Here is a 21,683-nt window from a genome sequence, read left to right as displayed (position 1 = left end):
CCGTAAAAGCATGACCTCCGCTTTTCCCCGCCTTCGCCGCGCCCTTCCCGACCTGGTGCTCCTGATCGTCGCAATCATGTGGGGCGGGAGCTATCTGGCAACCCAAGACCTGGCGGCGGCCTCCTCGGCCGCCGCGGTGATGTGCGCCCGGTTCCTCCCCTCGGCCGCGATCCTGTTGTGCGTGCATCTGGCCCGCCCCCAATTCCGACTCCGGGATTCGGCCCTTCCTGGCATGATGCTGGGCACGCTTCGCGCGGCGACCATCGCACTGGAAACCATCGGGGTCACGCTCACCAGCGCCACAAACGCAGGGCTCATCATCGCCCTGTCCATCCTGCTCACCCCGATCCTCGAATCCGCACTCACCAAAAGACGGCTCTCCCCCTCGCTGGTCGCAAGCATTCTGCTTGCCCTGATCGGGATCATGCTGCTCGTGGGCGGGCAGAGTTTTTCCGAGTTCAACCTCGGCGACGGACTGATGCTCGCCGCGGCGGCAACCCGCGCCCTGCTCGGTGTGGCCGAGGCGCGGTTCACCGTCGGCAAGAACGCCGACGTGCTGGGCTTGACCACGATGGAGATCGTATTTGGCGCGGCCATCTTTGCCGCGTGGGGCGGAAGTTCGCTGCTGGAGCATCTACCCGACTTCAGTGCCGCAAATTGGCTCACCATTGGCTATCTCTGCCTCGGCTGCACCATCTTCGCGTTCCTCGGGCAGCTGTGGGCGACAAAGCACACCTCGGCATCACGGGCGGGCATGCTGCTTGGCACCGAACCCGGATGGGCGCTGCTGGTCGGGGTGCTTCTTGCAGGCGAGCGCATCGGCGCACTCGGATACACTGGTGCCGCGGTGCTGCTCTTTGCCACCTGGTGGGGCGCCCGTGCCGAGCGGCGCTGGCGGGCTAGCGGACCGAGCCGCCCGCAGGCCCCAGCCCCGGTGGCCTATAAATGATCGTGCAAGATGCCCCGGGCCGGGAAAACTTGCCGGCCCGGCAAGGCAATGGGGTGCCCACAGCCCCGCGGCGGCACGAAATGGCGCTGCGGAGAGGCACCGAATGGTCATCCGCTAGGCGGTGCAGGCCTCATTTGAGCACCCGGCATCGCGTGGAAGATATGTTTCGGTGTCCTTGACCTTCTCCCACACCACATGCCGGTGCTGCCCGCAGCGCGCGCAAGACGGTGCCAAATATGTGGCCCGTTCCTCCATGGTGTATGCCCGAAAATCGCCCATCTCGACCTCCCATAGTTTGTGCGAGCCCCGCGCTGTCGCAAGTGCCGCATCGTTTGGTGCCTTCACTCTACGCCCGGTTTTCGAACCCGGCTATAGCTACTTTGGCTCGGGCTTCACTAGGGAAGATCCAGGTGCAGCTGCCCAAAGGCAGGTGGCGGCATTCCGGCGAACTACTGGCTTCCATTGGCGGGCCTGGAGGCTAGGGTTTCTGCTCATTTTCTTTGCGCACGGTTGCCGAGAGCAGGTAGTTCGAACCCAGCCGTCCCCACTCTATGGTTCCGCCGTCCTCTTCGGTTGCCGTACGCAATCGGGTCAGGCCCTGCCCGGGACGGGCTTGCGGATTGGGCCTAGGAACACCGTTATTGCGCACCGACACGGTCCAATGCGGAGTCTGGTTCTCATCATCATTTTCGCGGATCCAAATAACTATTTCGCTCGGATCCGCATGCTTAACCGCGTTTGTGGCGGCCTCGCGGATAATCCGCATGGCTAGCTGCGGGAAATTCGCGGTGTGCCCAAGCCCGGAGCTATGGATGCTCACCTCGATTCCGGCGTCGCGCAGGGATGTGGCAATGCGTTCGACATCTTCGAGGGTGGCGGATAATTCCTCGGGAAGTTCTTGATGCCCCAAGGCATCGAAGGTACGGCGCAGGGCCGTTAACGCCCCGGTCACCGCCTGGCGCACATGGATCAGGCGCAATGCCGTGCTGGTATCGGTCAGCTCGGAGTCGAGGGCCGCATTAGTATGCAACGAAGCCACCGCGAGATTGTGGGCAATCTCGTCATGAAGCTGATAGGTCACCCGTGCGCGTTTGATCAACTGCTGCTGTTCTGTTTCCGCGTTCGACGCCCGGCGGGCGACGTTCTCGAGCTGTTCCATGTGCTCACCCAGGATCTTGCGGTTTTCCCGCAGTTCTCCGAAGGCAACGGCCAGCAGCGCCAGCGCGGCGAAGGCCAGCAGCTCATAGCCGAAGATTTCTGCGGGCGCCTGCCGCTGGATCAGCTGTAGCGTCATGCCGAAGATCAGGATGCCCGTCGCGCTGAGCAACGCGAAGGTGCGGTGCCCGGCGCGAGCTGTCCCCGCGAGAAAATAAAGCATGGGGATCACTAGTGCGATATGCGGCAGTTCAAGCGTGAGCCAGGCACAGATCCCCAGAGCTGCGATGAACATGATCACACGCGGAAAACCGTCTTGCAGTACGGAAAGGACGGCGAACCCGACGGCAAAAATACCGGCGGCGACTAAGCCTGCAGGGTCAGGAGATTGTCCCCACCCTGCGGGATCGCCAACGAGGCAGAGGAGCATGACGGCCAGAAATATGGCCGCTGCCCAGAGACTCTTACTGATGCGCAGGCTGCCGTTTTCTTCCACTGCCTCAGTCTATGTCTCTCCCGCCCAAACCTCGGGATCCAAGTCGCCGATGGCAGGTCAACCGATCCGGAAAGCTCTTGGCGGGCTAGGCATCGATGCGAATTGGGGTTCCGTTGTCCTCGACGAATCGAGGCCGGCCCGCCATGATGCCGGTGAACGTCTGGAAAATGATCACCGCAGCGATCAGCAAGAGCGGCGTGGTCCAGGAATTGGTCACCTCGTGCAGGGCCCCGACGAGGAAGGGCCCGGGAATTGCGATCAGGTAGCCCACCGATTGCCCGAAGGTGGAAAGCTTGCTCACCCCAGCGGCGGTATGCGCCTTGAGCCCGATCATGGTCAGCGCCAGCGGGAAGCTCGAACCGCAGATGCCTAAAAGCGCCGCCCAAATAAAGGCTCCCTGCACCGGCGCGATGAATATGCCGATCACCGCAAGTATCCCGGCGATGCCATTGATAATCACCAGCGGCCCCTGATGCGAGAACCTTGCTGCGAGCGCCGGCATGACGAAGGACAGCGGCACCCCGACGCCGAGGATTACCCCGAGCAGTGCCCCGGAATACGCTGGATCCACGCCGAAGTCGGTGAAAATCTTCGGCGCCCACCCCATGAGGATATAGGCGACGGTGGATTGCGCACCAAAAAAGAGTGCCACCCACCACGCGGTGGCGTTGCGGCTCATCGGCCCGATCTCCGAGGCGGCGACGGATAGGTTCGAGGAAGGCAGCTGGCGCTGCGCGATCTGATTGCGCAACCCGAAAAAGACTACGACCCAGATGAATACCGCAATCATCGCAAGGATCGCCCAAATCCCCAGTCCTCTTCGCCAGGCGCCGCCCACTGCATCGTTGACAGGCACCGCGACGGTTGCGACCACCGAGGCGCCGAGGGCCACCGCGGTGGTGTAGGCACCGGTGACTATGCCGATTTTTGTGGGAAACCAGCGCTTGACGAGCACCGGCATCAGGATATTTCCGACCGCGATGCCGGCCAGCGCCACCGCGGTAAAGATGAAGAACACCCAGGTATTGGGCGCCACAGAACGCAAAGCCAGACCAAGAAGAATTGCCAGCATGGCGGCGATCACGACTACTTCTGGGCCACGTTTTCCGGCCAGCTTGGGTGCCAGCGGCCCGAGCACCGCGAAGCAAAGGGGCGGAACTCCGGTGATGAGCCCGGCGACGAAGCCATTCATGGCCAGACCGTCAATGACCGGGTCCAGCAGCGAACCAAGTGAGGTGACCGCCGGGCGCAGGTTCAATGCCGCAAATACCAGGGCGATGATCAGCAGCGCGCCGAAGCCCTTGGGCAGTACCGGGTGTTTGGAGTCCATGGCTTCATCCTAGCCAGCGAACATCGGGTAACTGGCCCTTGATGACCTCTTACGCAACAGGCGGCGTGAACTGTCAAGTTCACGCCGCCTGTTTGCCAAGCTACTGCCGGTGCTGCTTCTGGCCTTCCATCGCCGAGACGACCAGGTTGCTCGCCTCCAGCGTTGCGCCCGCGTCGAGCGCGCCGATCCATGCCTCGGTGGTTGCCACCGCAGCCCAGTTGGAGTGCAGCAGCGCCATCAAGGTTTCGTGGACCTGTTGCGCGCTGGCGGAACCCGCTTCGTTGCTGATGTTGATGGCGCCGGTTGCGTCCGAGAGCACCTCAACCTTGAAGCCCAGGGGTTCTGCGGCGGCCACGGAGCCGAGCACGCAGTTGTTCGTCATGTATCCGGTCACCGCGATCGTGTCGATCTCATTTTCGCGCAGCCAGCTTTCCAGCTCGGTGCCCGCAAAAACGCTGGCGTAGGCCTTGGTGAAGACCTTCGCGGCCTTGTCTGCACGCCGTGCGATTTCCGGGTTCAATTCGAAGGTTGCCGAACCATCTGCGAATACGGGTGCTTCGGCCGGGAGCTGGTGCTGCACGATATATACCGGAATTCCGGCGCTCTGCGCGGCGTCGATCGCCTGGGCGGTGCGGGCCAGGGACTGTTCGCGTGGCGGGTACTGGATCTGCAGCAGGCCTTCGAAGTATTCCTGCTGGACGTCGATGACAATCAGGGCACGGCGTGGGGTGTTCATATTTTCTCCTGGTTATTCTGTCGGGTAAAGCGATTGAGTCGGATGCAGGCGGCCTATGCGCCGTAGTGCTTGGCCAGCAGTTCCAGGGTGTTGATCTCCGCCTCTGCCGAGTAGGTCCCAATGACCAGCATGATCTCGTCAACTCCGGTTTGCTCCTGGAGCCTTTCGAGGCGACCTGCTACGGTGGCCGCGGTGCCGGTGAATGCGCGTTCGGTGTACATCTCGATGATGGACCGTTCGTTGAGTGTTCCGTCGAAGGCCGCGACCTCTTCGGGGGAAAGCAGCGTGAAGGATTCGCGCTTGAACATGCGCAGCATTGCCATGGCCATGCTGGAAGCTTGGCGCTTGGCCTCGTTCGGGTCTTCGTCGACCACCGCGGTGACGCTGACCATGGAGTAGGGCGCATCGAGCACTTCGGAGGGTTCGAAATTGTCCCGGTAGATGCGCATGGCGGTATCGATGTCGGCATCCCCGAATTGCAGGGCGAAGGCGTAGGGGCGGCCAAGCCTTGCAGGCAGTTGAGCGGAGTACGGCGAGGAGCCGAGCATCCAAAGCTCGGGAGTGAGCTGCGGGTGCTGAACCCGGTTTTCCTTGGCCTGCCACGGACCCGGGACCGCATGGACGGTGCTGTAGTGATGCCCCTCGGGGAAGTCGTCATTCATGAATCCCATCAGCTCGGCAACCTGCTGGGCGAAGTTGTCATTCGCTCCTTCGCCCCGGCGCAGCGCGGCGGCCGTTGCATGATCGGTGCCCGGTGCCCTGCCGAGCCCGAGATCGATGCGGCCCGGGGCCAGCGCGTCCAGCGTTCCGAATTGCTCAGCGATGACTAGCGGTGCGTGGTTCGGGAGCATCACTCCGCCGGCGCCCAGCCGGATTCGCTCGGTTTCTGCGGTCAGGCGCGAGAGCACCAGCGGCGGTGAGGACACCGCCAGACCTGGCATCGCGTGGTGCTCGGACATCCAGAAACGGTGGTAGCCCAGTTCGTCGGCTCTTCGTGCGAGCTTGATCAGCGAGCTAAAGCCTTCTTGGGCGGTGCGTCCCACTCCAACGCTGCCACCGGTATGGGCATTGAGCGCAAAGGGTGCGGATCCAAACTTTGGTGCGGGGTACAAAATACAACCTCTTTATCACGGATAAAATCGACTTATAGCGTGATACTAAGGTAACACGCCCTCACGATAAATATCTACTGATACCATGAGAAGTATGTCCGAAGCATTGCTACCCCCAGCCCCCGGCACACAAAAGCACCTGAGCATCGACCTGGTCAACAGCGTGATCCAGCTACCCGGCGGGAGGATTGTCGACGAGCTGGACTCCCCCGAGGAAACCACCTCATGGCTCAAGGAACGCGAGCTGGTCGACGAAGATGCCGCTTTGCAGTCCTATTGCCAGAACAGGCTCAGCGGATTGCGCGCAGACTTGCGCGAAGCCTTCTCCAGTTGCGCGGCGGGGCAGTCATTCGACCCGCAGATCCTGGATCGGCTGAACAAGGCACTAACCGCGGCACCGCATATTCCACTGCTGCGCTACTCCCCCGACACCGGGTTCTACCGATCGACCGAGCACCCGGTGACCCGTCTGGTGGAATATGCGATGTCGGTGATCGCCGAAGATGCCGCGGCGCTTTTAGCTTCGGAAGAGTCAGCGTTGCTGGCGCAATGCGAAGCCGAGCCCTGCCAGCGGTTCTTGCTGAGGACCCATGGACGCCGGCAGTGGTGCTCGACCCGCTGCGGGGACCGAGTCCGCGCTGCTCGTGCGTACGCGCGCAAACGCGAGAAGGCGTTAAAGAGCTCAGCCTAGGCTCAAGGCCTAGGCTGACAACTGCCGAACGTAGATACTTACAAGCTACGCGGCGGGAATTTCTTGTACTTGCGGTAGTGGTTGACCGCATTGAGCAGCAGATAGAACTTCCGGCGAGGGTGCTTCTCTGCTTTGAATTTCAGCGGGTTGGAAACCTTCCCCGCCTTCAGCAATGCGGCGGCCTTCTGCCCGGTTTCGCTATCCAAGAAGCGCCGCAGCAAATGGTGCGGGAGCACGGTAAAAAGTTGCTGGCGGCTTAGCTGCAAGATTCCGATTCCCGTATCGATGACCGCATTGGTATGCGGGTCAGAGCGGTCAAACTCGACGCCCAAGAATTCGGTGACGTAAAAACGCGCAGGATTGACTCCGGCCGCCGTCAGATAATAATGATTGCGTCCCAGACGAGGATTAATTTCAAAGAATTTGATGGATCCATCGCGGTGGTCGTATTTGGCATCGATCATCGCGATCCCCTGCCAGCCGAGCTCTTCGAGCAGGCGGGCGCCATCTTGGGACATCTGGTCATGCTGCCCGGTGACGATGGCTGCGGAATTGCCCAGCACCAGCGGCGCGTGCTCTTCGACCACCACCTCGCCGTATCCGGCGAAGATGACCTTCTTGTCCTGAGTAGCGAAATAAGTGCACAGACGCATCGCGTCATCCGAACCGGGGATATATTCCTGCAGGATGTATCCCGAGGTGTAGCCGCTCGCGTCGATACGAGTCAGCAGGTCCTCAAGTTCGTCGATGCTCTGCAGGGTGTGGATTTTCTGCTTGCCTTCGAACTTGGCGGCAATCCAGTCCCCCGAGCTCGAGGGCTTACCGATCAGCGGGAAGGTCAGCGACTGCGCCAACTCCTGCAGGTCATCTCCGGCACGGTAGACGGCGGTCCGCGGGTGGGCAATTCCCAGCCGGTCGGCGAGCGCGTAGAAGTTTTCCTTCAGCGCGGCGCCTTCGATTGTTCCCAATTCCGGGTAGGGGATGACAAAATACTCGCTCAACACCGCACGGTGCTCGGCGATCAGCATGATATGGAAATCGAGGGAACCAAAGAGCATCAGCGGTCGAGCCGTTTCGGCGTTAAGCTCTTTGGCCAGGGCGATGAGTTCTTCTACTACCCGCCCCTGATCAACCATGGACCCAATGGGATGCAGTTCGATAGCCACCGAGTGCTCAATGACGCCATTGCCTGAGGCAGGGACCACGACCGAGCGCACCTGGTACGCCTCATAGAATTCGCGGGCGAGGGTATAGGTGCCGATATCTCCGCCGAGGATAACGGGAACGAATGGCTGAGAATTATCGATTGCCATAAGGTTTTTGGTTCCTACTTCTTTCGCCAGTTCATGTACTTCTCAAATGCCCAGGCAAGCGGCTTATTCAGCGCAAGATCCCATTCGCCATTGGTTTGCACAATGTCGCAGCCGGTGTTGGTCTTGAATTTGGTCAGACCTGCCAGATGGTGCGCCCCATCCAAGGTGGCACTGACGCCACCTTGGTCCAGGTACCGGCATCCGGCGTCGGAGGAATCCGAAATCATGTGATGCATCAATGCCTTGGGGGCGAAGAGCTTGCGCTGTTCCGAAGACGAGGCTCCATAGAGGTACCAGGCAAGGTTGCTTGAGCGCAGCACGATAGCCGAGGCCAGGTCTACGCCTTCGTGGCTGGCGATGTACAGGGTGCAGGAGCCGGGTACCGCGGCATTAAGCACCGTGTGCATCTTTTCGAAATAGCTCAGCGGGCGACCGGTGAACTCTTGGCGTTCGGCCGTGTGGTTATACAGGGCATGGAAGCGTGCCATGTCCTGGGTTTCCCCGATTTCAACCTTCAGCTCGCTCTTGAGCGACTTGCGCGTTTCGTTGCGGGTGGATGAGGAGTAGGAAGCCATTACCTGGTCGGTATCCAGCTGGTTCCCCGCGTTATCTTGCAACGCAACCCGTGCCACGTACTCCGGCTGCCCGGCGGCGAAGTCCATTCCGACGTCCTGCTTGGTGAACCCCAAGTCGCCGAGCGCCTCGTTGAGCTTATGGGCTTCTTCATTGACCGACACGGTTTCCAGGTCCGCTAGTGAAGCGAGCTCTTCCTTGCCAAATGCTTTTCGCACAGCCGCCGCACCCCAGGTGCGCACCGTCAGCCCCGGGCCGAGGCGCAGCTGAAAGGCACCGCGGTCTTTCAGATAGCTAGCGAGTATGGAAAGCACAGCCTGCGGGTCATATGTTGCGAAATCAATGACCGGGCCATCGGGAATGTAGGCGAGGGTCTTTTTGATCACCGGCGCGTGGCGGTGCAGGACCAACGCGACTCCAACCAGGGTGTCGCTATCGAACCAACCGAGCGATTCCCCCCGCCAGCCTCCCTTGACCTGTGCCCATTCGGGACGCTGAAGGAAGCTGACATCTTGCGCGGTAGCAAGGAACGCGGAGTGCTCGGTGCTGGATATCGGACGCACGCGAAGTTCATTGTGGCTCACACGTAGAAGCCTATCGTGGTTTACGCACCACCCTCGGGATGAGACATACCGCCAGCGGCCCTCGCGCCGAAGATCACTCGCAGGATCATTGGCACAGACCAGCTGATGCGCGGTGCCAGGCTGTGAGCAATTGGACACGTGCTCTTGCCGGAAACCAGTTGAAGACGTGAGCCCTAGCGGACAGAACTTGCAGGGCACGCCTGGCACATGATTTCCAGGGGCAGGCAACGAGCCAGAGGAACTCATGCGGAGACTCAGTTCGGCAAGTAAGTTTCTTGCCGAAAGTCACCATCGAGGTCACGTGCAAATAATACCCCTCGGGGGTATTATTGATGTATGGACTCTCAAACTAAGCAGGCGCAACCCACGGCACCCCACGGGTACACTCCCGAAAAGGAGGCGTTGCGAAAGCGCCTGAACCGTATCGAAGGACAGGTGCGCGGTGTTGCCCGCATGGTGGATGAGGACAAATATTGCATTGATATTCTCACCCAGATCTCGGCCATCAACGCGGCTTTGCACAAGGTCAGCCTTCAACTAGTCGAAGACCATATCGGCCACTGCGTGGTGGGTGCCGCCGAAGAGTCAATCCAATCCGGGGATGCGAGCATCGTTCAGGTCAAGATCTCCGAAGCCACCGCAGCCATCTCCCGGTTGCTGCGCTAATCCTCGAAGACTTTCCACCCTTTTCAACGAAAGAGATCCAAACATGAGCCATGCCTGCAACTGCGGATGTTCCGATAATTCAAAGCCCACCAGCCAGGGGCTGCAGATCATTCCGCGTCCGGAGGCTACGCCCATCATCAGTCATACCGAACTGAAGATCTCGGGAATGACTTGCGGTCATTGCGTCTCTTCGGTAACCGAAGAACTCAAAGAAATCCCCGAGGTCCAGAACGTCGAGATCATCTTGGACGCCAAGGGGGTCTCAACTGCAATCATCAGCACCAGCGGCGCCGTGGGGCAAGAGACGATTCGCCAGGCCGTCGAAGAAGCTGGGTACACCCTCGAATCCGTCGGCAGCTAGGAACCCACCGCGCAGGCGCGGATACGGGACGAGCGTTCTACAGACCCTCGATACGATTCCCACTCCGCCGGGAACACAACCATCCAACTGGCGGCTTGCTAGACCTGGTCACCGTTCACCGGCAATCACGCATCTCACCGAAGCAAACAGGCTTAGCGCGACATGGGGTGGCGCCGGGCAGCCCGTGAGATCGTCTTCACCACCATCAACGCCAGCAGAAGAACACCTACATACCCGTTGATGACATAGACAACGTTGACCATTTGCGAGAATGGCAGCATCAGCCCGATTACCGTTCCTAGTACTGCCAAGGTGATGGTCAAGTACTTAAATCGGAGAGTCTTGTCGGCAAAGAATCGCGAAGACACGGTCCACAGCAGCGGGACCGCGGTGGTGTAGATTCCGGCGAGAATCATGACCGAAATTCCTGCGGCAAGTACGGGGCTAATATCCTTCGCCAGCACCAGCATGGGAATTTCGGTTCCACCCACCCGGGTGATATTGGCCAGCAGCCCCAGCCCGACGACAACGCAGGCCAGCGAGAACACCACCGCACCGGTAATTCCACCGGCAACCGCCTCCTTCCGGCTTCTCGCCGTCTTGCCCAACGCGGTCAGGAAGGCCGCTAGCCACAGCATGCAGAAACCCACGTAGGAAAGTCCAGCCATAAACCAGTTTGTGGATGCCTGGGTAAGGTCCAGCTCTGGAAGCAACTGGTGCCCTTCAGAAATCCCTGCTGGATTACGCAGAATCGCCAGCAATCCAAGCCCAATAGCCACCACAACAACCAGCGGTCCGATCTTGCCGATGACGTCAACCAGACTCTTCAGGCCAAACCAGACGCTGATGCCGACCGCAACAGCCAAACCGATGCCGCCAATAAACTTCGACAATCCATAGTGCTCCTCGAATACGGCGCCCGCGCCGGCTACCATTACCGTGAAGCTCAGGAAGACGAACAGTATTGAGAAATAGTCGAAGAAGTTCCCCAAGTGCTTTCCACAGTAATAGCGGAAGATGTGCGACGGGCGATCATATTTCTTTGCCTGCCCGACAACGAAGAACTCCACTGCTACATACGTCATGAGCACGAGAACCAGCAGCCCGGTGCCAAAGACTCCCCAGTAGCCGTACGAGGTGAAGTACTGCAAAATCTCCTGGCCCGTAGCAAAACCTGAGCCGATCAAAAACGCCATTATCGCCCCGGCGTAGGTCAAGACCCGGAAGAAGCTGCCTTTTTCAACCGTTGCCAAATACGCTCGGGTAACGACCTTATCTGACATGTAGATTCCCTCTCAGAAGGTTCACTCGACACCGCACGTTCGATATCGACCTCATATATCAAAATGTGATTAAAGGTATATCTCAAACGTGACGCAGTCAACATCCGGGAAGGCTGGAAGTGCGCAGGACCAATGTCATGGACCGCGAAAACCCGATCCCGCACCCGGTAAACCAAAAGTTTCCACGAAACGGAGATTAGGACCACCGGGCAGGTTCACCTCTTCGACTCCTTCCGTGCACGTTTCGTCCATTCGCGCTGTGCATCCTCGAGGTATTGCCCGCCAACTCGGGCGATCACACTCGCACAGGAGAATTGCTCATGCACAAGCCCACCGCCGTCGCGCTCGCGGCCGCCGTTCTGCTCCCGCTGGCCATCGCGCCTGCTACACCGGCGGCAGCCCTGCCAGCCAGCGCCCCCATGTCCTTCCCGGCGTCCACCGCCAAATCTCCAGAACCCGGATTTCGTGTTCTGCCCTACCTGCAGGCTCCAGGCGCGACCTCGATGACCATCAACTGGATCAGCGAAACCGACCAACCAGGAACCCTCTCAGTCCAGGGGCCGGGTCTCGGCAACCAGCCGGGCAAAGGAAATAGCAGCGCCCAAAGCAGCGAGCCTGAATACCTGGACTTGATGGAGTACACCCAGGCCGAACTCGAGCAGCAGATCCCCGGACTTGAACAGGGCACCTGGCTGAAGTCGAATTCCAATTACAAGCACTCGGTGACCATCGAAGATCTCAAACCAGGCAAGAAATACGACTACACGGTCACCCAATCAGGACAGAGGCATACTGCCGCTTTCGAAACAGCGCCAGATGGAAAATCCTGGAAGAACATCCGCATTGTTGCCTTCTCCGACTCGGAGACCGAACCTCGCGGACGCACCGAGCACCGTGAATGGGAGCTTTCCCCGGTCAACGGATACACCTCCGAGTCCTTGCAACGCCCGAGCACCGATTCAAAGTGGGCCGAGACTTTTGGAATGACCACCCGCTATGGCCAGCCGACCTTGCGCTATCCGCTGGACCAGTCCACCGCCTTCAACGAAAACCTCAAGCATGTTCAGGCCGCCAACCCGGATCTGGTCATGATGGCCGGGGACCTGACGCAGGGCTCGGGATACCAGCCGGCATGGGATGAGTTCTTCGGACATGTTGCCGGTGAACACTCGGATCTGGCCTCCAACGTTCCGTTGCTTCCGGCATTGGGCAATTGGGAAACCTATGCGGCCCTGAACGGTGGCTACGGTTCGGACGCAGACCGCACCCCCGCGGTAATTTCACGCAACCGCTTCCTGGATTATTTCTCCTTGCCGCAGGACCCGGAGCACCCCGAATACAAGGGTTCCTACTACCGGGTGGATCATGGGCCGGTCACGGTCCTGACCTTGGACTCCACCAATGGCCGACCCGATGAGAACACCAGCACCGGCACCTTGTCCGGCGAAAAATTCTCTGGGGACGACACCAATCTGACCGCTGAGAACCAGTCCACCGACACCCAAGGCCAGTTCACCTTTGAATCCTATGTTCAGGGCTTCAAGGATCTATTCCCCGGCTCAACCGAGCAAGATGTTGACCTGCCAAATATGGATGCCGGGTCGGCCCAATGGGACTGGGCCGAGAAGCAATTGGCCGAAGCCCGCGCCGACGGCCAGATTGTGCTCGTCCAGTTCCACCATGCCGCCTATTCCAACGGCGTGCACGGCACCCCGCCGAACCATGAGCACCCCGACAACCAGTCCGGCACCGCAATGCGCGCGTACTCGCCAATGTTCGAGGAACACGGGGTCGCCGCGGTCATCTCCGGCCATGACGAGATGTTCGAGCGTTCTTGGGTTGACGCGGACGGCGACGGCCGAGGCTTCCACTCCTATGATGTGGGCGTGGCCGCCGACGGCCTGCGCGGTGAAAAGCTGGTGCAGAATGCCCAGGGCGAGTACGAACCATTGCGCTTCAACTCGCACTCGCAGTGGTCAGCGCCGGCAGACCAGCCAGAGACCTGGGAAGAGGACGAAAATGGCGTAGCGCAGCTCGTATCCGGCGGTCTGCACTACGGACACCTGCAAATCGACATCGCGAAGAAGGCCAAGGGAGCAGAGCTCACATTGACCCCGGTATACGTCTTCCCGAAGTTGGATTCGGAATACCAGCTTGAACGCACCGAACGACGCGTATACGACGATGTGGTGACCTTCCCGGTCAGCCAGGACGGCGCGCCGTTGGCGAAGTAGCCACAGGCCAATTGCTGCCAGGTGGCGCAAGTTGTCTTGGCGCAGAGGCCACCGATGATAGAACATTAGAGCAGGCGGCGTGCAGGTGGCTGCCTGCTCTAAGCAATTACCTCTAGCTGGACTCACGGTTGGTGCATCCATGAAAGTAGGACAACAGATGAACGAGCAACGAGTATTCCACGCGGTGGTGGGCAAGCAAGCCGGCTGGTGGAACATCTGGGTCCCGGAGCTGGACCACGTCACCTCCACCCGGAAGTCCCGCAAGATTGCCGGATACACCCGCACCCTCATCGCGGCGGTTCTTGGCATCCCTGAGTCCTCTTTCCGAGTGGAACGCGAGTCAGTTTCCGCCGAGGAATTCGAGCGCCGCTACACCGAGGCAGTCTTGGCGACCGACCCGCAGGAAAAGAAGTAGTCCCGGGTAACAGCTGCTCTAAGCGCCAAACGGCTACCGCTCCTACATTCCCCGTAGGGTCCGGTAGCCGCTGCTGGTTAAGACTGCCTAGCGCATGCCCAGGAGCGCTCGTTTCACGCTCCTGCAACGATTCCGTTGCCGGCTATTAACCCTTGCCTCATAGTGTGGCAGAGGTCTTTCAGCCTCATCTCGCACCGAAATACAGGAGTGCCTCATGCGTTTTCGTTTCCTTCAGGGCTTCGCCGCCTTGGCCTGTGCAGTTCTCCTCGCCCCAGCGGCCCCAGCAGTTGCGAATTCCGCGGGGTCCGCGGACTCCGCTTACACCTTCGGCGTCATTGGAGACATCCCCTATGGCGCAGCCCAACTGGCCGAATTCCCCAACATGGTTAGCGAACTTAACGAGCAAGACGAGCTTCGTTTCATTGCCCATGTCGGGGATATCAAGGCAGGTTCCGAAAAATGCACCGACGAACGCCTGAGCCTGGTCAAGGAGGAACTGGATCGGCTTCAAACTCCGCTGGTATTCACCCCGGGCGACAACGAATGGGTCGACTGCCACCGGGCCAACAACGGCGGCTACAACCCGCTGGAGCGATTGGATACCCTGCGTGAAATGTTCTTCCCGGTCGAAAACAAGACTCTGGGCGGCACCATGCAGGTAGATTCCCAGGCGGTCATCGGTTTACCGGAAAACGTCCAATTCACGAAGAACCGTGTCGCCTTCTCCGTGGTGAACGTCCAGGGATCCAATAACTCCCTGGCCCCGTGGGCTGGACTCGGACTGACCGCACCAACTTCCGAACAGCTGGAAGAAGTCGCGCTGCGCACCGAAGCAAACCTCGACCAACTGGCCGAAACCTTCGCCGATGCGAAACGATCCCAGGCGCGCGCCGTAGTGGTGATGACCCAGGCAGATATGTTCACCCCGGGGTTCGAGGATGATTCCCTGGCAAACCCCGAATCCGTTTCAGGCTTCAAGTCGTTTGTCGAAGCCCTAGCCAACGAATCAGCGGCCTTCGGCGGACCGGTGTATCTGGTCAATGGCGACAGCCACGTGTTCAACGAAGATGCGCCGCTGGCCGCCGGTTCACCGTGGCTAGAGGTCTACGGTGTCGACCCGGTTCCGAATTTGCAGCGGGTCACCGTCGAGGGTGCCGCAACCTCAAGCGAGTGGCTGCGCGTGAGCGTTGCGCCGAACTCGGCACAGGGTGCAGAAATTCTCAGCTGGGAGCGCGTTCCCTTCACCGGCTGATTTCATCGACGAAGCGGCGCCCGTGGCATAACCGCTCGGCATGCAAAGCGAATAGGCACCGCGCACACAGTAGCCAAACAGTTGCCGCCCCTAGAGTGGTAACTACCTTCCTCAAAGGTGCGAGTGATGAACCGGAGCCCAGCCATTGGCTGGGCTCCGGTTTTTAATTGCCTGCAGATTGCTCGGGCCGGCGCCTCGACTCTAGGTACGAAGCCCGGCGAATACGGCGGCAAGGGCTGCACCGAGGCCGCCGCTTCGCGCGCAGCATCGGATGAAAACGAAACAACGTCGGCTTGCGCAGCCAACATCCAGAACAATTTTTCAGGAAGCCGCCGCAAAAGTTTTCATACTTATTTCGTCCTAAAGCTGATCCACGAATATGCTCCCCGCTTTCTGACCAGTAAATTTCTCTCTCGTCTAAGTATCTGCAAGTCATCATCCGGTGACGCCGCTCGTACTCGACAACAAAACGCTTCATATTTAAAACGGGCTTCTCGGCCAAAACCGCCCAATACCGGGCTCAGGCATGAGCAAGCCATGGATTGCTCATGCAATAAACCCCACGCCGGTTTGCGCAAGCAGAAAAGAGCTGGGCATACTGTGACTGCAATCACAAGCAGTACGCCGTTGACGCGTGGCGGGAGAGTCCCGCCCAAGCCAAGGGCGGGCGCCGTAGGAGCAATTCCTCCCCGGGAAACTCTCAGGCACCCGTACCGCCACGACGAGGCGAATCTGGAAAGCAGCAAGGACTAGTCCTTGCTCACCGACGGAGCAAACCTCCGATCCCCACCGGATCGAGGTGAAAACTCTCAGGTCTTCAAACAGATTGGGGAGGAACTAAGAACAGTGCCGCACCGTACGCACCCGATTCGAAAGTTCTCCCCTTGGCAAACTATCTCCACCTTCGTGCAGGGCGATCCCTAGATGGGCCTCGTCCGCTACGTTTCGGTGCGGAGAATCTTGCCGCGGAGTCCGACGGTTCGAGTGCGAACGTAGATCTGCCGCAACGTGGCGAAACCCCTAGTGGTTCGCCATGGCACCTCATCGAAGCACCTCACCACTCCTGGAAGGCAGCAGCATGAGCGATACCAGCTCTTCACCCAAACTCGAACGCGGGCTCTCTAACCGTCATATCCAGCTCATCGCCATTGGCGGTGCCATCGGCACCGGCTTGTTCATGGGCTCGGGTAAAACTATTTCGGTCGCCGGACCATCTGCCATCTTCGTTTATATGGTTATCGGCTTCATGCTGTTCTTCGTCATGCGTGCCATGGGTGAACTGCTGCTTTCGAACCTGAATTACAAGACTTTCGCGGACTTCGCAGGCGACCTGCTCGGCCCGTGGGCCGCGTTCTTCACCGGCTGGACCTACTGGTTCTGCTGGGTAGTCACGGGTATCGCGGACGTGGTGGCCATTGCGCACTACGTCGCTTTCTGGTGGGGGAACCTTCCGCTTTGGATCCCGGCACTCGCATGCATCGCGTTGTTGCTGGTGCTGAATCTGGCCACGGTGAAGGCCTTCGGCGAAACCGAGTTCTGGTTCTCCATGATCAAGATCGTGGCCATCTGCGCGCTGATTGTCGTCGGCCTGGTCATGGTCATCACCAGCTTCGGGCACAATGGTGCTACCGCTTCCTTCAACAACCTCTGGGCCGACGGCGGAATGTTCCCGACCGGTTTCATGGGCTTCGTTGCAGGTTTCCAGATTGCAGTATTCGCATTCGTGGGAATAGAGCTGGTCGGCACCACCGCGGCCGAAACCAAGGACCCCGAGAAGACCCTCCCCAAGGCCATCAATTCCATTCCCATCCGCATCCTGATCTTCTACGTGGGTGCGCTCATCATCCTCATGGCCGTTCAGCCATGGCGCCTGTTCTCCGCTGGAGAATCCCCGTTCGTGGGCATGTTCGCCTTGGCCGGGCTGGCCGGCGCGGCGGGCATCATCAACTTCGTGGTGCTCACCAGCGCGACGTCCAGCGCGAACTCGGGCATCTACTCGACCTCCCGCATGATCCGCGGCTTGGCCCTTGAGGGCGACGCGCCGAAGGCCTTCGCTCAGTTGTCCGAAAACAAGGTGCCGCGCAACGCACTGATGTTCTCCTGCATGTTCCTGCTTGCCGGAGTGGTGCTGCTCTACAGCGGCGATTCGGTGATGGTTGCTTTCACCCTGGTCACCACCGTAGCGGCCCTGTGCTTCATGTTCGTCTGGTCGATCATCCTGGTCAGCTACCTCGTGTACCGCAAGCGCCGTCCGCACCTGCATGCGCAGAGCAAGTTCAAGATGCCCGGTGGCACCTTCATGCCCTATGTGGTGTTGGCCTTCTTCGGATTCATCCTCTGGGCCTTGACCACGCAGAGCGATACGTTGTCAGCCCTGCTGGTCACCCCGCTGTGGTTCATCGGCCTGGCCATCGGATACCGCGTGGTGCGCCGCAAGCCGGGGCACGTGGCGCTTCGTGCCGCGCACGTGGCAAAGGTCGCGGTGGAGAAGGAAGACGCCGGGGCCTTCCGCATCCACGGCCCGGCTGCCACCGAGGCGGCCGGTGAAGACGAGAAGCAAACCGTATCCATAGATTAATTGAGATCGGCGCCGCACCCCGCTTGGGGTGCGGCGCCTACCTCTGTCTGAACCGATACCGAGGCTTTAGCCTCCGTTGGATTGGCGGGTGCCCTCGGCCAAGGATTCAAAGGTGTAAATGAATCCACCGGCCGCGCCGCTGACAGTGATGAACCCTTCGGTAGTTCCGGGCTTGATGGCAATATTCGTCGCCGAGTCCAGTCCCTGCGCAGCTTCTGGCATTTTCACCTGCGCGAGCAGTTGCCCCTTGGGGCTATACACATCAACTCGCGTGTCATGCTCGAACATCTGATAGACGTTGCCCGCCGCGTCCACCGCATTGGAATCCACTTGCGCTTCTCCCCCATCGACGTAGACCGCCGGGTGGATGGCGGCCGCTTGCGTGCCCTGCGCGTTTAGCTTTAGCAGGTCGATTCGATTCGCGGCATACTGGCTGAGCCACAGCGCGGTGAAATCCTCGTTGAAGGAAATCCCGTTGGTGGATGGCAGATCCTCGGCCACCACCGAGCCCTTGGCACTGTCGGCATCGATTCGGATGATGCGACCTGCCTGGGCCGCTTCTAGCGGAACGCCCGGGAAAGCAGTGAAGTCGCTGACAAAGAGATCGCCGTCCTCGTTGAACGCGATGTCATCCGGGCTCACCCGCCTGCCATCTACTTGCCCTGCAAAGAAGGTTTCAGCCTCCGAGCCATCGGCATCCATGCTGATGATTCTTCCGCCGGCGATGTCGCTCAGGTACAGCTTTCCATCCTTCGGGGAAATCTGCACCGACGAATAGGCTCCGGAATCATCCGTATAGAGGCTGGAGACTTCCTTGCTCTCGACATCCACCTTCAGCAGTTTCGGCTCGCCCGGTCCCGAGACGACGTCCACCAAATAGAGGTGGCCGTCAGCGCCGAAGGTTGGGCCTTCGAGCAATGCCATACCCGTCGCTTCGTGGACTTCGCTGACTTGCGTGAATTCCTCTGCCACTAGCTGCGTTGCCGCGGAGGAAGTGGCGGTGCCACCGGCGGCACAGCCGCTGAGCAGCAACAGGGATGCGGTTAAGAGTCCGCCGGTTTGGAGCAAACGGCCGCGGGCGCTCATGCGTTCACCTCTATGTGACGGGCGATGTAGGCTTCCAGTTCATTCTCGCGCCATTGCTTCAGCAGCTTCGCGAACGCTACCGGGCCAGGGCCAAAGGAGTTCAGGTTCGGACGCGCCTTGCCTTCGTTGTTGTAGTAGCCGGGGGTGCATTCCAACTGGAATTTGCTGTTGTCGATCGCCGAGCCATGAATGGTGCGGGTCCATTCCTTTTGTTCCTCGACCGAGGGCTCAATGATGGACACTCCTGCGCTGCGTCCGGCCTGTATTATCGCCGAGAGATGCTCCGCCTGCTCCTGCAAGATATGCACGAAGTTCACCGAATTCGCATTTTGCAAGGCGCCGAGGTGGAACAGGTTCGGGTATCCATGGGATTGGAACCCATGAAGGGACTTGGGGCTCTGGGCCCAAGCATGCAGCAATGGCAATCCGCCCCGGCCGTACACTGGCATGGTTCCGGAAAGGACACCGGATACTCCGACGTCGAAGCCGGTGGCGAAGATGACGCAGTCGACCTCGTACTCGGTGTCGCCGACAACGATTGCGCTTTCCGTCATGCGGGTCACCCCGCCGTATTCGGCGGTATCCACCAGGGTGACGTTCTTCCGGTTGAAGCTCTGCAAATAGGTGTCCGAGAAGCCCGGGCGCTTGCACATGTAGCGGTACCAGGGCTTGAGCTTCTCCGCGGCCTGCGGATCTTCCACGATCTCATCCACGCGGGAACGGATTTGATTCAGCTTGGCGAAGTCCAGCAATTCTTCGGCGCGCTCGCGCTCTTCGGCGCTGAGCGACTCGTCGATTTTGCCGGTAATCATGGCACGTTGCAGCTGCGGAACGGTGGTCCAGCCGTCTTGGATCAGGTCCTCGTCGAAGTCCTCACCGGAGATGATATCCAGGAAGTTGTCTTGGCGCTTTTTCTGCCAGCCCGGTTCCAGCGACGCGGCCCAGTGCGGGTCTGTGTCGCGGAACGCACCGTCGATCCCAAGGACCAGCGCATTCGGCGGATCAAGGCAACCAGTCTTGGCCGCGAGGTCATCGGCGAACTCGTGGCGAATCGCCCAGAGCTCGCCGATGAAATCCTCTACCGCATATCGGCCGATGAGCTGCGCTCGCTGACCATCGGATTAGCCGCAATCGCCCGCGAATTACGCGCCCAGCAGCAGCCCCGCTAGAACGCTTTAGCGCGGCTCAAGCCCCAGATCCTCCAGGAGGAACTGCGCTCCGAGCTCGCCGATCAGAATCGCCGGCGCGTTGGTGTTGCCGGTGGTGATTGTCGGCATGATCGACGCATCGATCACCCGCAATCCGCTCAGCCCGTTGAGCTTGAGTCGCGGGTCGAGCACGGCCTGGTCGTCGCTGCCCATCCGGCAGGTACCCACCTGATGATGGTAGGTGACCACGTTTTCGCGAATATACGCTTCCAGCTCCGCATCGCTTTGCACCTTGGGACCCGGATAGACCTCGACGGCACCCCAGTCCTCCGCGAGCGCCGGCTGCTTCACAATTTCCCGGCACTGCTTGATGGAGAACAAGAAGGACTCCATATCCTGCGGATCGTCCAGGGCATTCAAATCGATGACTACCGGGTCTTCGAGATTCGGTCCGCTCAGCGTTACCGCGCCTCGGCTGGCCGGCGTGACGATCCCCGAATGCAGGGTCAACGCGGTTCCGTCGATCGCGGCCATCCCCGGCGAGTACATGGGAACCGAGAAGAAAATCGGCTGGGTGTCCGGCACTTCCAGTTCCGCCCGCGATCTGGCGAACAGATGGCTCTGCGACACCGAGACCCCGGTTCGTGGCGGGTCAATATCCCGGGTAGTGGTTTGGGCGATGACCGGTGCGAGCAGGTGGTCGTGGAGGTTCTTTCCCACCTGCGGAGATTCCAGCACCGGTTTCACGCCTACCTGTTCAAGTTCTTCGCCCGGGCCGATGCCCGAGCGCAGCAGGATCTGCGGGGAGCCGAGCGCCCCGGCGCTCAGCACCACCTCATCTGCCAGAATCTCTTTGAACTGGCCATCTTGCTGGTATCGAATGCCAACGGCAGCACCGTCCTGGACTATTACCGAGTGCACCTCGGCGTTGGTGATGATCTCCAGCTGCTCGCGCACCGGCAACAGGTAAGCCTTCCAGGTATTGATGCGTTCCCCGTCAACGATATTGACCTGCTCTTTGGAGACACCTTCGAGACTTTCGCCGTTGTAGTCAGGATTGAATTCGACCCCGGACTGCACGGCAGCGTCGATAATCGAGAGCTGGATCGGATCCAGTTCATAGTCGTTGTCCACCGGAACCAATCCCTCGGCGCCATGGAATTCGCCAGCGCCGCCGGAGAAGTTTTCAATGGACTTATAGATGGGCAGGACATTGCGCCAAGACCAGTGTTCCCCGCAGTCTTCAGCCCAGCCGTCGAAATCCTGCGGCGCGCAGCGCACCCAGATGGTCGCGTTGAGCGCGTGGGATCCGCCCAGCACCTTGCCGCGCGGCAGGTGCATTGGCTTATTTGCGGCGCCTTGCATAGGAGCCGTGTGGTAATCCCAGTCATCTGGGCTATGCCACAGTTCACCCATGCGGGACAGGTCATGAATCGCAGGGTTGGTGTCTTCTCCCCCGGCTTCGAACAAGGTCACCTTGGCGCCGGCGTCCACTAACCGACGAGCGACCACGGATCCTGCAGAACCTGCTCCAACCACGATGACGGATTTATTGTTCACGAGCTCTCCTAATCGATGCGCAGGACCGATCCTCGGTGACCGCGATCACGCATACGCGCTACTTTCTTCCAGTCTGCGTCGCGGGCCTGCCAGGTTCTTGTCATCGCGTGCACTGACCTTGTCTTTGCGTGCGAAGCGTGAGCCGTAGAGTCATTCGGTGA

Annotated in this window: 20 protein-coding genes and 1 riboswitch; of the genes, 9 read left to right on the top strand and 11 right to left on the bottom strand. The window is 60.0% G+C overall.

Features of this window, described 5'->3' with window-relative positions:
* The first annotated feature begins 10 nt into the window (after positions 1-10).
* Positions 11-949 carry a DMT family transporter gene (locus ACT3UA_RS03850; protein ID WP_176484170.1) on the top strand — a complete coding sequence of 313 codons (939 nt, stop codon included), beginning with the start codon at positions 11-13 and terminating at the stop codon, positions 947-949.
* Positions 950-1,063: 114 nt separating this feature from the next.
* Here ACT3UA_RS03850 and ACT3UA_RS03845 read toward each other — a convergent pair whose 3' ends face one another.
* From ACT3UA_RS03845 to ACT3UA_RS03825, 5 genes are all read right to left on the bottom strand, one after another.
* The gene (locus tag ACT3UA_RS03845; RefSeq protein ID WP_176484169.1) at positions 1,064-1,228 is read right to left on the bottom strand and encodes a hypothetical protein; all 165 of its coding nucleotides are present in this window, start codon (positions 1,226-1,228) and stop codon (positions 1,064-1,066) included.
* A 199-nt stretch (positions 1,229-1,427) separates the two neighbouring features.
* Positions 1,428-2,600, bottom strand: coding sequence for a histidine kinase (locus ACT3UA_RS03840; RefSeq protein WP_096286205.1), 1,173 nt, complete (start codon positions 2,598-2,600; stop codon positions 1,428-1,430).
* A gap of 85 nt (positions 2,601-2,685) precedes the next feature.
* Positions 2,686-3,930 (bottom strand): CynX/NimT family MFS transporter, encoded by a 1,245-nt coding sequence (locus tag ACT3UA_RS03835; RefSeq protein WP_096286203.1) that lies wholly within the window; start codon positions 3,928-3,930, stop codon positions 2,686-2,688.
* Positions 3,931-4,030: 100 nt separating this feature from the next.
* Positions 4,031-4,666: a cysteine hydrolase family protein gene (locus tag ACT3UA_RS03830; protein WP_096286201.1), complete on the bottom strand. Its 636-nt coding sequence runs from the start codon at positions 4,664-4,666 to the stop codon at positions 4,031-4,033.
* Positions 4,667-4,719: 53 nt separating this feature from the next.
* Positions 4,720-5,778, bottom strand: a complete 1,059-nt coding sequence (locus ACT3UA_RS03825; RefSeq protein ID WP_444615602.1) for an LLM class flavin-dependent oxidoreductase — start codon at positions 5,776-5,778, stop codon at positions 4,720-4,722.
* Positions 5,779-5,872: 94 nt separating this feature from the next.
* On the opposite strand from ACT3UA_RS03825, the gene ACT3UA_RS03820 reads away from it, so the two are divergent.
* The gene (locus ACT3UA_RS03820) at positions 5,873-6,469 is read left to right on the top strand and encodes a CGNR zinc finger domain-containing protein (protein WP_444615601.1); all 597 of its coding nucleotides are present in this window, start codon (positions 5,873-5,875) and stop codon (positions 6,467-6,469) included.
* Positions 6,470-6,507: 38 nt separating this feature from the next.
* Here ACT3UA_RS03820 and ACT3UA_RS03815 read toward each other — a convergent pair whose 3' ends face one another.
* Both ACT3UA_RS03815 and ACT3UA_RS03810 read right to left on the bottom strand, forming a co-directional pair.
* Positions 6,508-7,782, bottom strand: coding sequence for a carboxylate--amine ligase (locus ACT3UA_RS03815; RefSeq protein ID WP_444615600.1), 1,275 nt, complete (start codon positions 7,780-7,782; stop codon positions 6,508-6,510).
* A gap of 14 nt (positions 7,783-7,796) precedes the next feature.
* The gene (locus ACT3UA_RS03810; RefSeq protein ID WP_444615598.1) at positions 7,797-8,939 is read right to left on the bottom strand and encodes a lipid II:glycine glycyltransferase FemX; all 1,143 of its coding nucleotides are present in this window, start codon (positions 8,937-8,939) and stop codon (positions 7,797-7,799) included.
* A 336-nt stretch (positions 8,940-9,275) separates the two neighbouring features.
* Here ACT3UA_RS03810 and ACT3UA_RS03805 point away from each other — a divergent pair, with 336 nt between their 5' ends.
* Complete coding sequence (locus ACT3UA_RS03805; protein ID WP_444615597.1) at positions 9,276-9,605, top strand: metal-sensitive transcriptional regulator; 330 nt, start codon at positions 9,276-9,278, stop codon at positions 9,603-9,605.
* A gap of 43 nt (positions 9,606-9,648) precedes the next feature.
* Positions 9,649-9,966, top strand: coding sequence for a heavy-metal-associated domain-containing protein (locus ACT3UA_RS03800; RefSeq protein ID WP_444615596.1), 318 nt, complete (start codon positions 9,649-9,651; stop codon positions 9,964-9,966).
* 152 nt (positions 9,967-10,118) lie between these two features.
* On the opposite strand, the gene ACT3UA_RS03795 is transcribed toward ACT3UA_RS03800, so the two are convergent.
* Positions 10,119-11,249, bottom strand: coding sequence for a YkvI family membrane protein (locus tag ACT3UA_RS03795; protein WP_444615595.1), 1,131 nt, complete (start codon positions 11,247-11,249; stop codon positions 10,119-10,121).
* A gap of 320 nt (positions 11,250-11,569) precedes the next feature.
* Between ACT3UA_RS03795 and ACT3UA_RS03790 the strand changes: the two genes are divergently transcribed.
* From ACT3UA_RS03790 to cycA, 4 genes are all read left to right on the top strand, one after another.
* The gene (locus ACT3UA_RS03790; protein ID WP_444615594.1) at positions 11,570-13,483 is read left to right on the top strand and encodes a metallophosphoesterase; all 1,914 of its coding nucleotides are present in this window, start codon (positions 11,570-11,572) and stop codon (positions 13,481-13,483) included.
* A 157-nt stretch (positions 13,484-13,640) separates the two neighbouring features.
* On the top strand, positions 13,641-13,898 hold the full coding sequence (locus tag ACT3UA_RS03785; protein WP_096286185.1) for a hypothetical protein: 258 nt from the start codon (positions 13,641-13,643) through the stop codon (positions 13,896-13,898).
* A 214-nt stretch (positions 13,899-14,112) separates the two neighbouring features.
* Entirely contained in the window at positions 14,113-15,150 is a 1,038-nt protein-coding gene (locus ACT3UA_RS03780; protein ID WP_444615593.1) for a metallophosphoesterase, read from the top strand.
* Positions 15,151-15,778: 628 nt separating this feature from the next.
* Positions 15,779-15,876, top strand: a riboswitch (glycine riboswitch).
* Positions 15,877-16,228: 352 nt separating this feature from the next.
* Positions 16,229-17,728: a D-serine/D-alanine/glycine transporter gene (cycA, locus tag ACT3UA_RS03775; RefSeq protein ID WP_444615592.1), complete on the top strand. Its 1,500-nt coding sequence runs from the start codon at positions 16,229-16,231 to the stop codon at positions 17,726-17,728.
* A 66-nt stretch (positions 17,729-17,794) separates the two neighbouring features.
* Here the strand turns inward: cycA and ACT3UA_RS03770 are convergent, their stop codons facing one another.
* Together ACT3UA_RS03770 and ACT3UA_RS03765 are read right to left on the bottom strand one after the other, a co-directional pair.
* On the bottom strand, positions 17,795-18,814 hold the full coding sequence (locus ACT3UA_RS03770; protein WP_444615591.1) for an SMP-30/gluconolactonase/LRE family protein: 1,020 nt from the start codon (positions 18,812-18,814) through the stop codon (positions 17,795-17,797).
* Positions 18,811-19,626 (bottom strand): hypothetical protein, encoded by an 816-nt coding sequence (locus ACT3UA_RS03765; protein ID WP_444615590.1) that lies wholly within the window; start codon positions 19,624-19,626, stop codon positions 18,811-18,813. Before ACT3UA_RS03765 ends, ACT3UA_RS03770 begins: the two co-directional genes overlap by 4 nt.
* A 6-nt stretch (positions 19,627-19,632) precedes the next feature.
* On the opposite strand from ACT3UA_RS03765, the gene ACT3UA_RS03760 reads away from it, so the two are divergent.
* Complete coding sequence (locus tag ACT3UA_RS03760; RefSeq protein ID WP_444615589.1) at positions 19,633-19,983, top strand: hypothetical protein; 351 nt, start codon at positions 19,633-19,635, stop codon at positions 19,981-19,983.
* Positions 19,984-19,989: 6 nt separating this feature from the next.
* On the opposite strand, the gene ACT3UA_RS03755 is transcribed toward ACT3UA_RS03760, so the two are convergent.
* Positions 19,990-21,522, bottom strand: a complete 1,533-nt coding sequence (locus ACT3UA_RS03755) for a GMC family oxidoreductase (RefSeq protein WP_444615588.1) — start codon at positions 21,520-21,522, stop codon at positions 19,990-19,992.
* Positions 21,523-21,683: the final 161 nt, after the last annotated feature.

Source organism: Glutamicibacter sp. 363 (assembly GCF_052379505.1).
Classification (GTDB): domain Bacteria; phylum Actinomycetota; class Actinomycetes; order Actinomycetales; family Micrococcaceae; genus Glutamicibacter.
This window is presented reverse-complemented; position numbering and strand designations above follow the sequence as displayed.

What these genes read in the sequence shown, in the direction of transcription:
- ACT3UA_RS03850 (WP_176484170.1), top strand. Translation starts at nt 11, where the DNA reads ATGACCTCCGCTTTTCCCCGCCTTCGCCGCGCCCTTCCCGACCTGGTG.
- ACT3UA_RS03845 (WP_176484169.1), bottom strand. Translation starts at nt 1,228, where the DNA reads ATGGGCGATTTTCGGGCATACACCATGGAGGAACGGGCCACATATTTG.
- ACT3UA_RS03835 (WP_096286203.1), bottom strand. Translation starts at nt 3,930, where the DNA reads ATGGACTCCAAACACCCGGTACTGCCCAAGGGCTTCGGCGCGCTGCTG.
- ACT3UA_RS03830 (WP_096286201.1), bottom strand. Translation starts at nt 4,666, where the DNA reads ATGAACACCCCACGCCGTGCCCTGATTGTCATCGACGTCCAGCAGGAA.
- ACT3UA_RS03820 (WP_444615601.1), top strand. Translation starts at nt 5,873, where the DNA reads ATGTCCGAAGCATTGCTACCCCCAGCCCCCGGCACACAAAAGCACCTG.
- ACT3UA_RS03815 (WP_444615600.1), bottom strand. Translation starts at nt 7,782, where the DNA reads ATGGCAATCGATAATTCTCAGCCATTCGTTCCCGTTATCCTCGGCGGA.
- ACT3UA_RS03805 (WP_444615597.1), top strand. Translation starts at nt 9,276, where the DNA reads ATGGACTCTCAAACTAAGCAGGCGCAACCCACGGCACCCCACGGGTAC.
- ACT3UA_RS03800 (WP_444615596.1), top strand. Translation starts at nt 9,649, where the DNA reads ATGAGCCATGCCTGCAACTGCGGATGTTCCGATAATTCAAAGCCCACC.
- ACT3UA_RS03795 (WP_444615595.1), bottom strand. Translation starts at nt 11,249, where the DNA reads ATGTCAGATAAGGTCGTTACCCGAGCGTATTTGGCAACGGTTGAAAAA.
- ACT3UA_RS03790 (WP_444615594.1), top strand. Translation starts at nt 11,570, where the DNA reads ATGCACAAGCCCACCGCCGTCGCGCTCGCGGCCGCCGTTCTGCTCCCG.
- ACT3UA_RS03785 (WP_096286185.1), top strand. Translation starts at nt 13,641, where the DNA reads ATGAACGAGCAACGAGTATTCCACGCGGTGGTGGGCAAGCAAGCCGGC.
- ACT3UA_RS03780 (WP_444615593.1), top strand. Translation starts at nt 14,113, where the DNA reads ATGCGTTTTCGTTTCCTTCAGGGCTTCGCCGCCTTGGCCTGTGCAGTT.
- cycA (WP_444615592.1), top strand. Translation starts at nt 16,229, where the DNA reads ATGAGCGATACCAGCTCTTCACCCAAACTCGAACGCGGGCTCTCTAAC.
- ACT3UA_RS03770 (WP_444615591.1), bottom strand. Translation starts at nt 18,814, where the DNA reads ATGAGCGCCCGCGGCCGTTTGCTCCAAACCGGCGGACTCTTAACCGCA.
- ACT3UA_RS03765 (WP_444615590.1), bottom strand. Translation starts at nt 19,626, where the DNA reads ATGATTACCGGCAAAATCGACGAGTCGCTCAGCGCCGAAGAGCGCGAG.